At 68.0% G+C, this 13,295-nt stretch carries 11 protein-coding genes; 6 read left to right on the top strand and 5 right to left on the bottom strand.

Annotated features, from left to right (window positions below):
- The first annotated feature begins 31 nt into the window (after positions 1-31).
- From fbaA to ACIP5Y_RS45420, 3 genes are all read left to right on the top strand, one after another.
- Positions 32-1,069 carry a class II fructose-bisphosphate aldolase gene (gene fbaA, locus ACIP5Y_RS45430; RefSeq protein ID WP_400359995.1) on the top strand — a complete coding sequence of 346 codons (1,038 nt, stop codon included), beginning with the start codon at positions 32-34 and terminating at the stop codon, positions 1,067-1,069.
- Between the two features lie 90 nt (positions 1,070-1,159).
- Entirely contained in the window at positions 1,160-2,278 is a 1,119-nt protein-coding gene (locus ACIP5Y_RS45425; protein WP_400359993.1) for a BTAD domain-containing putative transcriptional regulator, read from the top strand.
- 173 nt (positions 2,279-2,451) lie between these two features.
- A complete protein-coding gene (locus ACIP5Y_RS45420) occupies positions 2,452-3,915 on the top strand; it encodes a DUF4185 domain-containing protein (RefSeq protein ID WP_400359991.1) in 1,464 nt (487 codons plus the stop codon).
- A gap of 113 nt (positions 3,916-4,028) precedes the next feature.
- Here ACIP5Y_RS45420 and ACIP5Y_RS45415 read toward each other — a convergent pair whose 3' ends face one another.
- The 3 genes from ACIP5Y_RS45415 to ACIP5Y_RS45405 all read right to left on the bottom strand — a co-directional run bounded on the left by ACIP5Y_RS45415 (position 4,029) and on the right by ACIP5Y_RS45405 (position 7,542).
- Entirely contained in the window at positions 4,029-5,075 is a 1,047-nt protein-coding gene (locus ACIP5Y_RS45415; RefSeq protein ID WP_400359989.1) for a fused (3R)-hydroxyacyl-ACP dehydratase subunits HadA/HadB, read from the bottom strand.
- A gap of 275 nt (positions 5,076-5,350) precedes the next feature.
- Positions 5,351-5,839 (bottom strand): hypothetical protein, encoded by a 489-nt coding sequence (locus ACIP5Y_RS45410; RefSeq protein WP_400359987.1) that lies wholly within the window; start codon positions 5,837-5,839, stop codon positions 5,351-5,353.
- 1,253 nt (positions 5,840-7,092) lie between these two features.
- Complete coding sequence (locus tag ACIP5Y_RS45405) at positions 7,093-7,542, bottom strand: hypothetical protein (protein ID WP_400359985.1); 450 nt, start codon at positions 7,540-7,542, stop codon at positions 7,093-7,095.
- A gap of 874 nt (positions 7,543-8,416) precedes the next feature.
- On the opposite strand from ACIP5Y_RS45405, the gene ACIP5Y_RS45400 reads away from it, so the two are divergent.
- The gene (locus ACIP5Y_RS45400; RefSeq protein ID WP_400359984.1) at positions 8,417-8,851 is read left to right on the top strand and encodes a DUF3151 domain-containing protein; all 435 of its coding nucleotides are present in this window, start codon (positions 8,417-8,419) and stop codon (positions 8,849-8,851) included.
- A gap of 67 nt (positions 8,852-8,918) precedes the next feature.
- A complete protein-coding gene (locus ACIP5Y_RS45395; RefSeq protein ID WP_400360282.1) occupies positions 8,919-10,013 on the top strand; it encodes an aromatic acid exporter family protein in 1,095 nt (364 codons plus the stop codon).
- A gap of 111 nt (positions 10,014-10,124) precedes the next feature.
- Here the strand turns inward: ACIP5Y_RS45395 and ACIP5Y_RS45390 are convergent, their stop codons facing one another.
- Positions 10,125-10,910, bottom strand: coding sequence for a site-2 protease family protein (locus tag ACIP5Y_RS45390; protein WP_400359982.1), 786 nt, complete (start codon positions 10,908-10,910; stop codon positions 10,125-10,127).
- Between the two features lie 85 nt (positions 10,911-10,995).
- Positions 10,996-11,655: a hypothetical protein gene (locus ACIP5Y_RS45385; protein WP_400359980.1), complete on the bottom strand. Its 660-nt coding sequence runs from the start codon at positions 11,653-11,655 to the stop codon at positions 10,996-10,998.
- 274 nt (positions 11,656-11,929) lie between these two features.
- Between ACIP5Y_RS45385 and ACIP5Y_RS45380 the strand changes: the two genes are divergently transcribed.
- On the top strand, positions 11,930-13,219 hold the full coding sequence (locus ACIP5Y_RS45380) for an adenylosuccinate synthase (protein WP_400359978.1): 1,290 nt from the start codon (positions 11,930-11,932) through the stop codon (positions 13,217-13,219).
- The last annotated feature ends 76 nt before the right edge of the window (positions 13,220-13,295 follow it).

The following is a 13,295-nucleotide window of genomic DNA, read 5'->3' as shown; positions in this document are numbered from 1 at the left end:
TGTACACAGCACACACACAACGGAGGTCACTGTGCCCATCGCGACTCCGGAGATCTACGCCGAGATGATTGCTCGGGCCAAGGAGAACTCCTTCGCGTTTCCCGCCATCAACTGCACGTCCTCGGAAACCATCAACGCGGCCATCAAGGGCTTCGCGGATGCCGGTTCCGACGGCATCATCCAGTTCTCCACCGGCGGTGCGGAATTCGGCTCCGGGCTGGGTGTGAAGGATATGGTGACGGGGTCGGTCGCGCTCGCGGAGTTCGCGTATGTGGTGGCCGCCGAGTACGACGTCACCATCGCGCTGCACACCGACCACTGCCCGAAGGACAAGCTGGACGGTTTCGTGCGCCCGCTGCTGGCCATCTCGGCCGAGCGCGTGAAGAACGGCCTGCCCCCGCTGTTCCAGTCGCATATGTGGGACGGTTCCGCGATCCCGATCGACGAGAACCTGGAGATCGCCAAGGAACTGCTGAAGCAGGCACACGCGGCGAACATCATCCTCGAGGTCGAGATCGGCGTCGTCGGCGGTGAAGAGGACGGTGTCGAGGCCGAGATCAACGAGAAGCTCTACACGTCGTCCGAGGACTTCGAGAAGACCATCGACGCGCTCGGCTCCGGCGAGAACGGCAAGTACCTGCTCGCCGCCACCTTCGGCAATGTGCACGGCGTGTACAAGCCGGGCAATGTGGTGCTCAAGCCCGAGGTGCTGGCCGAGGGCCAGCGGGTGGCCGCCGCCAAGCTGGGCCTGGCCGCCGGTTCGCAGCCGTTCGACTTCGTCTTCCACGGCGGTTCGGGCTCGCTGAAGTCGGAGATCGAGGACTCGCTGCGCTACGGCGTGGTGAAGATGAACGTCGACACCGACACCCAGTACGCGTTCACCCGCCCGATCGCGGGACACATGTTCGCCAACTACGACGGCGTGCTGAAGATCGACGGCGAGGTCGGCAACAAGAAGGTCTACGATCCGCGCAGCTACCTCAAGAAGGCCGAGGCCAATATGACGGCCCGCGTCGTCGAGGCCTGCAACGACCTGAAGTCGGCGGGACGTTCGATCAGCGCCAAGTAAGCTCAACACCCGGGATTCCGCCCGAAACGACGGAATCCCGGGCAATTTTCGAGCGGCGGGCGCGCCGCGGTCTCTATCGAGGCAGGTGGCATGACTGTCGATGTGCGGGTGCTGGGCCCCGTGCAGCTGTTCGTCGCCGGCCGGCCCGTGCCGGTCGGCGGGCCGAAGCCGCGCGCACTACTGGCGGCACTCACGGTGAACCGGCGGCGCGCGGTGTCCTCACAGGCCCTCGCGGACATTGTGTGGAACGACGATCCGCCCGATTCGTATCAGGCCAGTCTGCAGGTGTTCGTCTCGAACATCCGCAAGACGCTGCGTACGGCCGGCGTGGACGCCGCGGCACTGCTGCGCACCGAGGCCGCCGGGTACCGGCTCGAGGTGCCCGATACCGATTGCGATCTGGGCCGCTTCGAGAGCCTGCGGCGAGCCGGCGCGGAGGCCGCCGCGATCGGCGACCACGAGAACGCGTCCCGGCTCTACGGTGACGCGCTGGACCAGTGGAGCGGCCGGGCCCTCGACGATCTGATCGGGCTCGGTTTCGCCGACAGCTTCGCCACCGCCATGGAGGAAGAGCGGCTGCTGGTGCTGTCCGCGCGCATCGACACCGAGATCGCCTGCGGCCGAGCCGCATCCATGGTGAGCCTGCTCTGGCAGTTGACCACCGAATATCCGCTGCGCGAACCGTTGTGGGTGCAGTACATCACCGCCCTGTACCTGTCCGGACGGCAGGCCGACGCGCTCGACGCGTGCCGGCGGGTGCGGGAACTGCTCAACGACGAACTCGGCATCGATCCGGGGCCGCCGCTGATCGCACTGGAGCAGAAGGTGCTGCGGCAGGAACCCCTCGCCACCGGGCAGATCGCCGAGGTCGAACGGATGGCCAAGGCCATGACCGAGACCGTCACCGAGATGCCGCGCGCCGTACGGGCGGGCCAGCTGCGGCTGCCGGACGGCAAGGTCATCGCGATCGCCGCGAGCGGTATGAAGATCGGCCGCATGACCGATAACGATCTGGTCCTCGACGATCCCAAGGTCAGCCGCTACCACGCGCAGATCACGCCCAGCCGCGCCGGACTGCTCATCAAGGATCTGCATTCGGCCAACGGCATCTACATCAACGAGGACCCCATCGAGAGCGCGGCGGTCCTGGCCGACGGTGACGCCGTCCGGATCGGCGGCACCGTATTGATCTTCCAGGCCCTGCGCTGACGGTATCTGTATTACGCTGCTGCACTATCGGTTTCGTTTCGCGAAGGGCGGACCGGCGCGGCGCGGGTATCGATTCGGTCGATCTTGGGCGAGTGCCGCCGCATCGCCGGCCGCCGGGGGTAGGGTTCTGCGCCGGATGTGTCCGGTGAGCCCGATGTCGAGAGGTTGAATGGATGGCCATGCGGCTGCTGGCAGCTGCGGGAGCGCTGGTATTCGGAGCGGGTGTACTCGCCGGAGTGGACGGGCCGGTCGCCTCGGCGACACCGGATTCCGCTGCACCGGCAGGCCTTCCGGGTATCGGGCCCTGTAAGACCGATCCGGCACCGGTACACGAATCACTGGTACCCAAAACCCTCGAGGTGCCGTTCTCCTACCCGGTGGTGACCGTGGACCCCGGCCCGGCGGTGGAACCCGTCGAACGCGTGAAGATGGAGCTGCCGTCGGACCCGTGCGTCAACCCGTGCCCGGACCTCACCGACGGCCCGCCGCCCGCACCCGGTGTCCTCGAACAACTGGGCCTGCCGAAGCTCGTGATCCGGCCGCAGGCGTTCAATTTCGCGTTCCCCAACCCGAATCCGCCCGCGGTACCGCCGGGCCCGGAGCCGGTGCATCCGGCCATCGAGCCGGCGCCCCAGGCGCCTGCCCGGCCCGCACCCGAGATCGGCAATGTCACCGAGGTCGCCAAGGTGACCGGCGCCGACTCGATCAACCGCACCGACAAGCGCTGGCAGGTGCAGGGCACCGACCTCGGCATCATGTGGGAGAGCAAACCCGGTGAGATCGCCATGGCCTTCGGCGACACCGTCGGCCGCGACTTCCATCCGCCGGGCGGTATGGGCGAGGACTGGCGCAGCAACCTGCTCGCCTTCAGCAGCAACAAGGACCTGTCCCGCGGCGTCGTCTTCGACCGCATGGTCACCGACGACCGGTGCCACGCCTCGGAACTGCTCAGCAGCGAGAAGCTGGACAATATCGAGATCACCACGATCCCGACCTCCGGCTTCGCCATCGGCGACCGGCAGTACATGAGCTACATGTCGATTCGCACCTGGAACAGCCTTCCGGGCACCTGGTACACCAACTACGGCGGCATCGCCTACTCCGACGACCACGGCGAGCACTGGACCAAGGATCCACATGCGCGCTGGGACAATATCTTCGGCGTCTCCAACTTCCAGGTGACGGCCATGGTGCCGCAGGGCGACTACGTGTACATGTTCGGCATCCCCAATTCGCGGCTCGGCGCGGTGGGGCTGGCGCGCGTGCCCAAGGATCAGGTGCTGAACGTGACCGCCTACCAGTACTGGAAGGGCGGATCGTGGACGCCCGCAGACGGATTCGTGTCGGCCGACCCGATCGTGGACGCGCCCGCGGGGGAACTGTCGGTCCGCTACGACGCCGACCGCAAGGTGTGGCAGATGAGTTACCTGGATACCGCCAAGGCGGCTCTCGTTGTGCGGGAATCCGATTCGCCGCAGGGCGTCTGGTCCGACAGCGCCACCACGGTTTCGGCGTTGCAATTCCCGGAGCTGTACGGCGGATTCATCCACCCGTGGTCGACGGGTAAGGACCTCTACTTCACGATGTCGACCTGGAGCGACTACAACGTCTATCTGATGCATGCCACCATGAATTGAGTTGTCGTACCACGTAAAAGAGCGGGCCGCACTTGAAGTGCGGCCCGCTCTCGTCCTGCCCTCTTCGGGGTTTCAGGGGCGTAAGCCCCTGAGAGCTACGAGAGTTGTTTCAATCAGGAAAGCCGGATTTCGGCCACTGCGCGGCCGAACAGCTTCTTACCCTCGGAAGTACCGCCCAGAATGATGGTGGCGGTGTGGTTTTCGGCGTCCACCGACTTCACCTTGCCGGTGAGTTCGACGATGGTCGGCGCGGTCGGCTCGACCGGGACGAAGCCGGAGAAGCGGACGCTGAACTTGCTCAGTGCGGAGGGGTCGCCCAGCCAGTCGATGAGAAAACCGGCGGTGAGGCCCATGGTGAGCATGCCGTGCGCGACCACGGTCGGCAGGCCGACCAGTTTGGCGGCGGCATCGCTCCAGTGGATCGGGTTCGGGTCGCCGGAGACGCCCGCGTAGTTGACCAGGTCGCCGCGGGTGACGGGCACTTTGGCGGCGGGCAGCTCGGTTCCGGCGGTGAGGGTCGCGGCCTTCGGCTCGGTGTGCACCGGCAGCGCGGCGGCCGGTGTGTCGAGCTCGATGACGTCCTCGGGGGCCAGCAGGATCAGGCCGGTCGGATCGGTGGTGCCGTCGGCATCCGCCACGTGCCCGTGCATCACGACGCCGGACACGGTCTGCACCGACTCCGGATCGATCTCCACACCCTTGCGGGCCACGATCGTGGTGGTCGCGATCAGCGCCGGCCGGTTCTCGACATCGGACAGCGTCACCTTCACGGTGATGAAGTCGTTGTCGCCGTAGCTGCGGATGTTCTCGATCACCACATCCACGGCCAGATGGTCGCCGGCCATGATCGGGCGGACGAACTCGAAGATCTGATCCGTCTGCAGGATCTGCGAGACGTCGTACTCCGTGAGCACGGTGCCGATCAGCGAGCGAGTGGTCGCCGCGCCGATCACCGACGCGAAGGTCGGCGAGGCGAGCAGTGCGCCGTAACCGAGTTCGGCCGCATCGGCCTCGTGGTGATGGGCGGGGTGGTCGTTGCGCACTGCGCGCGCGAACTCACGGACCTTCTCGCGGCCGACGTCATAGTGATCACGGACACGGAAGTGCCGGCCGACCAATTCAGTTGCGGTGGCGGTGGCCGCCTCTGCCGTCTCCGGCATGGTGTTCAGCTCCCTGCAAATTCGAATCCCGGTGGGCCCGCGGCACTTCGGTGTGCGCACGGCCGCTACGACGGAGAGCCGCGCGGCGTCGGATGCCCTCATGGCTGGCCCAGACAATCCGGCACATGCTACCGGCGCGTAGGTCTGATGACCAGGTGTTTGTGACGTTCATCGCGAGACGGGCGGAAAGTGCGACAGAGACACACCGGACACGCCGCGGCCCCGGCGGAAATGTGATCCGCCGGGGCCGCAACGAATGAAAACGACCGGTCTGCTCAGTGCTGCGCCGGCGGATCACACACCTTCCAGCCATCCGCCGAATGCTCCAGATCGAACGTCCGCGCCGACGTCTTGGCGGGATCCGACGTATAGACGGTGGCCTGCGCGATCGCCTTGTCCCCGGTCACCTGAACAGCATCCACACTCTTGATCACCGGAATACTCTTCTGCTCCTTCGACGTCTTGTACACGCCCGCAAACTGATCAGCAGAAATATTCTGATAGAAGTCGTGCTGCGACCCGCAAGTGATCCCACGCAACTTGTCCAGATCCCCAGACGACAACGCACTCGTATACGTCGTTATCGCCGTCTTGACCTGCGCCGCAGGCGAATTGTCCGACGAATTCATCGCCACCCCGACAATCACGCCCACGACCACCACCAGCACGGCCACCGCCGCACCGGCAATGATCAACACCTTCTTCCGCGGTGTGCCGCCCCCGGCCGCCCCTTGTCCAGCCGCCACCTGCTGCGGCGCAGCCACCGGATTACCCTGCGGCTGCCCATCTTTCACCCCACCGGCAGGAATCCGCTGCGGCGGCGCCAACGGCCGCCCCGCCCCGCCGTCCTGCAATCCACCTTGCCCTCCAACAACTCCCGCCCCCTGCGGCCCGCCTTGCTGTCCGCCCTGACCGGGCCCCTGCGGTCCGGCCTGACCGGGTCCCTGCGGTCCGCCAACCCGATTCGGTCCGGTGACGCGCGGCCCACCGATAGGCTGCGCGGGCATGGTCGGCTGCATATCCGCCGGCGAAGGCGCAGTAGCCGGCCGCCGAGGCCCCATAGGCGGCCGCGGCGGCGCCGCCGGCCGAGTCTCCTCCACCGGCGCGTCCACCCCCGGCGCCCCACCTCGCGGCCCCACATTCCGCGGCCCCGAATTATCCCGAGGCGTCTGCGGCAACTTACTGACCGCCCGCCCCTGCGGCCCACTGACCCGAATCTTCTCGGTAGCCTGATCCCCCGTAACCACCGGCATCATCGTCGTAGGCGCATCATCCACCCCCGGAACCTGCTGAATAGCAACAGTTTCCGCCTCCGCAGCCCCAGCCTTCCCCTTCCCCGGCTCGGCCCCCTGCTGCTCGGCTCCAGCACCCGCCGCAGCCCCGTCGCGCCCGGCCTTCTCATCCGCCGCCGCGCCACTTACAGCAGCACCCCCAGCCGCCGCAGCAGCCCCTACGGCAGCGGCTCCGGCCGCCGTCCCGCCACCGGACCCCTGCCCCGAACGCCCTTCTCCTCCACCATCTCCCGACTCACCAGGCGCACGCACCCCCTGCTTTCCCGCGCCACCTTGTCCGCCGGCCGATCCCGATCCACCAGCCCCGCTGGTTGCCCCGCCCACAGCCTGACCACCTTCCGGCGATCCGCCGGCCACCTCTCGGCCCGCAGTTGCCCCACCACTGCCCGCCCCGGCATCACCCGGCCGGTTCTGTCCACCACCGGATGCACTCGCCGCACCATCCTGGACAGCCGGTTTCCCGCTGCCCTCCTGCCCAACCTGCGGCGCACCAGCCAAGCCGCTCGAGCGACCTTGTCCGCCAGCCGATCCCGGCCCGGAGGTCCCGGATTGATTTCCCGCGCCACCCTGTCGGTTCTGTCCACCGCTGCTCGTGGCTGCCGGACCGTCCTGAGTAGGCCGGCTTCCGCCGCCTGCCTGTCCGGTCCCCACTGCGCCCGCCGGCTCGCTGGAACGGCCTTGTCCGCCTGCGGATCCCGGTCCGCCTGGTCCGGCGGTCGCCCCACCTAACTGATCACCTTGCGGCGAGCCACCAACGGCGCGTTGCCCCGCGCCACCCGACTGCCCTTGCCCCGCGCTTCCGCCTGCAGCGCCGGCAGCGCCACCCGGCTCGCTCTGTCCGCCGCCGGTCGCGGTTGCCGAACCGCTTCGGCCAGGCCGGTTTCCGCCGCCTGCCAATCCTGGTCCAGCGGGCCCGGCTGTCGCCCCGCCCGCAGTCCGACTACCTTGCGGCGAGCCAGTGGCGGCACCTTGTCCTGCACTTCCGCCCGCAGCGACCCCGTCACTGCCCGGTGCGGCGTCGCCCGGCCGACTCTGTGCGCTTCCGGATGCGACTGCGCTGCCATCCTGGGCAGGCCGGTTTCCGCCGCTTGCCTGTCCGGCTCCCGGCCCGCTCGAGCTGCCTTGTCCTGCACCTTCACCTGCGGGGGCTCCACCGCCGGTAGCCGCAGCGGCACCCGCTGCGGCTACCGAATCGCCTTGGCTGGGACGGTTTCCGCCGCCGGCCGGACCGCCGCTCGGTGCGCCCGAGCTGCCTTGTCCGCCTGGTCGGTCTGTCGACGCAGCGGCCGTCTGTCCGGGTTGATTTCCTGCGCTGCCCTGCTGTCCAGCCGGGCCGGGTCGGTTGGAGCCGCTCTGCCGGGCGAATATGGGGCCGGGCTGAGCGGCGTTGCCCGGTCCGCGCTTGCCGGCGTTGCCGGGCGTGTTCGGGTTGCCGACGATTCCTGGCCGGTACTGCGGTGCGGCGCCACCGGCTGGGGCGGGGCGGCTTGCGGCGGGCGGGTTGGGGGTGCGGCTCGAATCGCCTTGTTCGCCGGCGTTTCCCGGGCCGTTCTTGCCGAGGCCGGCTTGGCGCATGTCGATGCGGGTGGTGCCGGCGTCGGGTCCGGAGGGGTTCGGGGGCTGGGGTTTTCCTTGGACGGCGAAGATCTGGGTGGGGGCGTCCGCGGATTGGGGGGTTGCGTTGGGGGTGGTCGGGCGGTTGGGGTTGGCGTTCTGGATGCGGGCGGTGGGGCCGCCGGGGGCGGCGGGCCGGGCCGCGTCGTAGTTGATGGTGGCGAAGCCGGATCCGCTCGCGCCGCCGGAGTCGCTGTCGCGGGCCGGTGTGCCCGGTTTGCCGGGGGTGCGGATCACTTCGGTGGGGGAGGTGGCGTCGGCGGGGGTGGTGGTGTCCTGGGCAGCATCGGCGGGCTCGGCGGGTCGGCCGGCCGGGTTGTGCCGTTGCTGGTCGTCTTTCGAGTCGGACACGCGCATACCCCTCACTTCGGCGGAACTGGTGATTCAGACGGTCAGCCTACTGAGCATTCCGGGCGGCGGTGCAGAATGATCGGCATGACCTCCTTCGGTGATCTGCTCGGACCGCAGCCTGTCTTGCTTCCCGAAAACACTGACGCGGAGGACGCGCTGCTCGAGAACCGGGACCCGGTGCAGGTCGCGGCGGCGCATCCTTCGGCCTCCATCGCCTGGGCGTATCTCGCCGAGGCCGCGCTCGAACGCGGGGGTGACGAGATCAACCTCGACACCGTCGCCGCGTACGCGTTCGCCCGCACCGGCTACCACCGCGGCCTGGACCTGTTGCGCCGCAATGGCTGGAAGGGTTTCGGCCCGGTCCCGTGGAGCCACGAACCCAACCGCGGTTTCCTGCGCAGTGTCGGCGCGCTGGCCCGCGCGGCCCGCATCGTCGGCGAGACCGAGGAGTACGCGCGCTGCCTCGACCTGCTCGAGGATTGCGATCCGCGCGCTGCCGCCGAGCTCGGCCTGGACTGAGATCCGCGATTTGAGCAGTGGTCTAGGCGAAACCTTCGACGCCGCCAAGGACAGCAGTATCGCCCGCATGCGCAATGCCGGTACGCGGGTGCGTTCGTCGCTGCTGCCGATCGTGCAGTGCGCGGTCGGCGCCGGGCTGGCCTGGTTCATCGCGCACGAGATCATCGGCCATCCGCGCCCGTTCTTCGCGCCGACCGCGGCCATGATCTCCATCGGCGTGTCGTTCGGTACCCGCTTGCGGCGGTCGGTGGAGTTGATCGTCGGCGTGGCGCTCGGCATCGGCGTCGGTGACCTGTTCGTCTCCCAGGTCGGTACCGGCACCTGGCAGATCTGCCTGCTGGTCGTGATCGCCATGAGCACGGCCGTGTTCCTGGACGGCGGCCCGGTGATCACCATGCAGGCGGCCAGTTCCGCGGTCCTGGTGGCGACGCTGATCCCGCCCAGCACCGGCGGTTCCGGCTTGCGCATGATCGACGCGCTGGTAGGCGGCCTGGTGGGCATCGTGGTGGTCGCGGCGATTCCGCTGCATCCGGTGCGCCGGGCACGGCAGCAGGCGGCCGACATTCTCGACGTGATGGCGAAGGCGCTGCAGCAGGGCGCGGACGGCCTGCTCGAACACGACTCCGAGAAGATCAAGGCGGGGTTGGACGCGGCCCGGAATACCCAGGCGCCCATCGATTCTCTGCGCAACACCCTCGAAGGCAGTAAGGAGATCATTCGAATCTCCCCGCTGTACTGGAACTCTCGCGCCCGCCTCGAACGCCTGCGCGCCACCGCCGACCCGCTCGACAATGCGGTCCGCAATACCCGTGTCCTGCTGCGCCGCGCCTTGAGCTCGGTGCAGGACGACGAGGTCCTGGACCCGCGCCTCATCCAGCAGGTCGAAAAGCTGAGCCTGGCCATCGAAGTGGTGCGCAAGATGATGCTGGCCGATCCGGGCGAACAACCTGACGCCGCCGAGGCGACCCGCGTCCTGCGTTCGGTCGGCAAGGCCGCCACCAAGGATCTGGTCGACGGCGCGGGCATTTCCGCGCATGTCGTCTTCGCCCAGTTGCGTTCGATCGTGGTGGATCTCATGCAGGTGTGCGGGGTGCGCCGGCTGTCCGCCATGGCCCTGCTGCCGCCCACGGTCCCGCACCCGTACGTGACGCCGATCGACTGACTGCGAGTAGCGCCGCCCGATCTTCGCGTAGTCCGCTACTCGCGTCGATTCGCCTGCCCGGCTCTAACGTTCGAGCAAGGGCCGGGCTCGCGAGGGGGGAGTCCGGCCCTGCTACGTCCAGAAGCGGGTCAGCACATCACCGTTCACCCGCCACGCCGTCGGCACACCCGACAGCTGGAACAGGGCGTTGACGATGCCGTAGAAGGCGTCCCGCACCGGCGGCACCGCGATCAACAGCGCGAACAGGATCAACATGCCGTACGGCTTGATCTGATCCAGCGACCGCCGCGTCTCGTAGCTCAGCGAAGGCTCCAGAATCCCGTACCCGTCGGTGCCCGGCACCGGCAGCAGATTCAGAATCGTCGCGATGATCTGCAGGAACGCCAGATAACTCAGCCCGGACCAGAACGTCAGATGCGAATCCCAGCTGCCGAACAGGCTCACCACCACCAGCAGCACGATCGCGCACACCGCGTTCACGGCCGGTCCGGCCCCGCTCAGCAGCCGCTGGGTGCGCGGCGGCATGCCGTGCGAATGCACGTACACCGCACCGCCCGGCAGCGCGAAGCCGCCGATGGCGATGAACAGGATGGGCAGCGCGATCGACAGCAGCGGGTGACTGTATTTCAGCGGGTTCAGTGTCAGATATCCGCGCAGCTCCACTTCGCGGTCCCCGGCCCGGTACGCGACGTACGCGTGCGCGAACTCGTGCAGGCAGATGGAGACGATCCAGCCGGCCACCACCATCAGGAACACCGCGAATTTGGCCTGCTGCGAATGAATATCGCTGTTCCAGGCGAGCACGCCGCCGCCCACGGCGACGAGCACGACCAGCAGGAAGATCGGGCTGGGGCGCACGGCGCCCGAGGTACGGCCTACCGCACGGGGGTAGTTCACTGCAGCGGCTCCCATGGCTGAGGGGTGCGCGGTCGCACCCGACTGGTCGGCCTGATTGTGGCCGCCCCACCATTCTGCTGCCGGATCACCGCACCAGCAGCCAAGGCTCGTGGTGTCGATAGAACGTGGAGCGCTTCACGATCCGATCGGCGGTGATGCCGTCCCGCGTGACAATCGCACCGCTGGTGCCCAATTGCAGCGCGCGGCCCTCGATCCACCGGCGTTTCCGCAGTCCACGCTGCACGGTGGCCTGCAGGCCCGGCAGTTCCAGCATGGGTGAAATATGCAGGGCCGCGACCTTTCCGGTGAACAGTCGCGTGTCGTCGACGTAGGCCTCGCCCTCGAGCTTCTGCCCGCGCTCGCCGACGATGGTGGCGCGGCCGATGAGCACACTGCCGGTGTCGTCCCGGACGAGCGGCGTCTCCTGCGCCTTACCCTCCAGCGCGCGCTTGGCGGCGGCGGATCCGGTGCCGGTCTCGTAGGCGCGGGACCCGTAGGTGCGGTCGACGGGCACGTACCCGAGTTCCACGCCGAGTCGTTCGGTGCGCAGCAGATGGGTGAGCACGGCGGCCAGCCCGGCATCCTCACCGAGCACGATGAGGCGCGGCAGGCTGTCGGCGGCCATCACCGGCAGGAGTTCGTCGAGCGCGGTGGCATCCGGGATGGCCGAGGCCTGAGTGGTGGGTAGTGAGGCCAGCGCGATGGGTACCGGCGCGCCGTCGCAGCGGAGAACATGGGTACTCAACTGCCGAACACCCTCCTCTGACCTGACAACAACACCAATAGCCTCGCTGTGTTCCGGTGGATCCCCTGGTCCCTCTCCCCGTGCCACCATAGCCCCGTCTCAATAGCCACGCTGGTCTCGCTGCCTATCCGTTACGTCGGGTTGCCCGCGGGCCGGACCGCACACCAGGGGGTATGCGGGCATCCACTAGACTGTGCCTCCGGCCACCGCCTTCTGATGGCGGGTAGCTGCAGCATCGCGAGTGCTGCGTGTCGAACCCGTAGGAGACTTCGAAATGCCGGCAATCGTGCTGATCGGCGCCCAGTGGGGCGACGAGGGCAAGGGCAAAGCGACCGATCTGCTCGGTGACAGGGTCCAGTGGGTTGTCCGCTACCAGGGCGGCAACAACGCGGGTCACACCGTGGTCCTGCCCGACGGCGAGAGTTTCGCGCTGCATCTGATCCCGTCCGGCATCCTCACGCCCGGTGTGACCAACGTCATCGGCAATGGCGTGGTGGTGGATCCGGGCGTGCTGCTCGCCGAACTCGCAGGTCTGGAAGAGCGCGGCGTGGACACCTCCCGCCTGCTGCTCTCGGCGGACGCGCACCTGATCATGCCGTACCACGTGGCCATCGATAAGGTCACCGAGCGCTTCCTCGGCAACAAGAAGATCGGCACCACCGGCCGCGGTATCGGCCCCTGCTACCAGGACAAGGTGGCCCGTGTCGGCGTCCGCGTCGCGGACGTGCTGGACGAGAAGATCCTCACCCAGAAGGTCGAGGCCGCACTGGAATTCAAGAACCAGGTGCTGGTCAAGATCTACAACCGCCGCGCGCTGGACCCGCAGCAGGTGGTGGACGAGGTGCTGCAGAAGGCCGAGGGTTTCAAGCACCGCATCGCCGACAGCCGCCTGCTGCTCAACGAGGCCCTGGAACGCGACGAGATCGTGCTGCTGGAGGGTTCGCAGGGCACCCTGCTGGACGTCGACCACGGCACCTACCCGTACGTCACCTCCTCCAACCCGACCGCCGGGGGCGCGGCCGTGGGTGCGGGCGTGGGCCCCAACAAGATCGGGGTCGTGCTCGGCATCCTGAAGGCGTACACCACCCGCGTCGGCTCCGGCCCGTTCCCGACCGAACTGTTCGACGAGTCCGGCACCTACCTCGCCAAGACCGGCGGCGAGGTCGGCGTCACCACCGGTCGCGCCCGCCGCACCGGCTGGTTCGACGCCGTGATCGCCCGCTACGCCACGCGCGTCAACGGCATCACCGACTACTTCCTCACCAAGCTGGACGTGCTCTCCAGCCTGGACACCGTCCCGATCTGCGTCGCCTACGAGATCGACGGCGAACGCGTCGAGCAGATGCCGACCACGCAGACCGAATTCCACCACGCCAAGCCCATTTACGAGGAGATGCCGGGCTGGTGGGAGGACATCTCCGGGGCGCGCACCTTCGAGGATCTGCCCGCCAACGCGCAGGCGTACGTGAAGCGGCTGGAAGAGCTTTCCGGCGCGCGGATTTCGTGCATCGGCGTAGGCCCGGGCCGCGACCAGACGATCGTCTGCCACGATATCTTGGCGTAATCGGCTGCGGCTGTTCATAATTCTTCGCCCCACTACGGTTTTCCGTAGTGGGGCGAAGAGTTTTCTACCGGGTTCT

The organism is Nocardia sp. NPDC088792 (assembly GCF_044750615.1).
Lineage (GTDB): Bacteria > Actinomycetota > Actinomycetes > Mycobacteriales > Mycobacteriaceae > Nocardia.
Note: the sequence above shows the minus strand (reverse complement) of the source record. Positions and strands in the feature narration are given on the sequence as shown.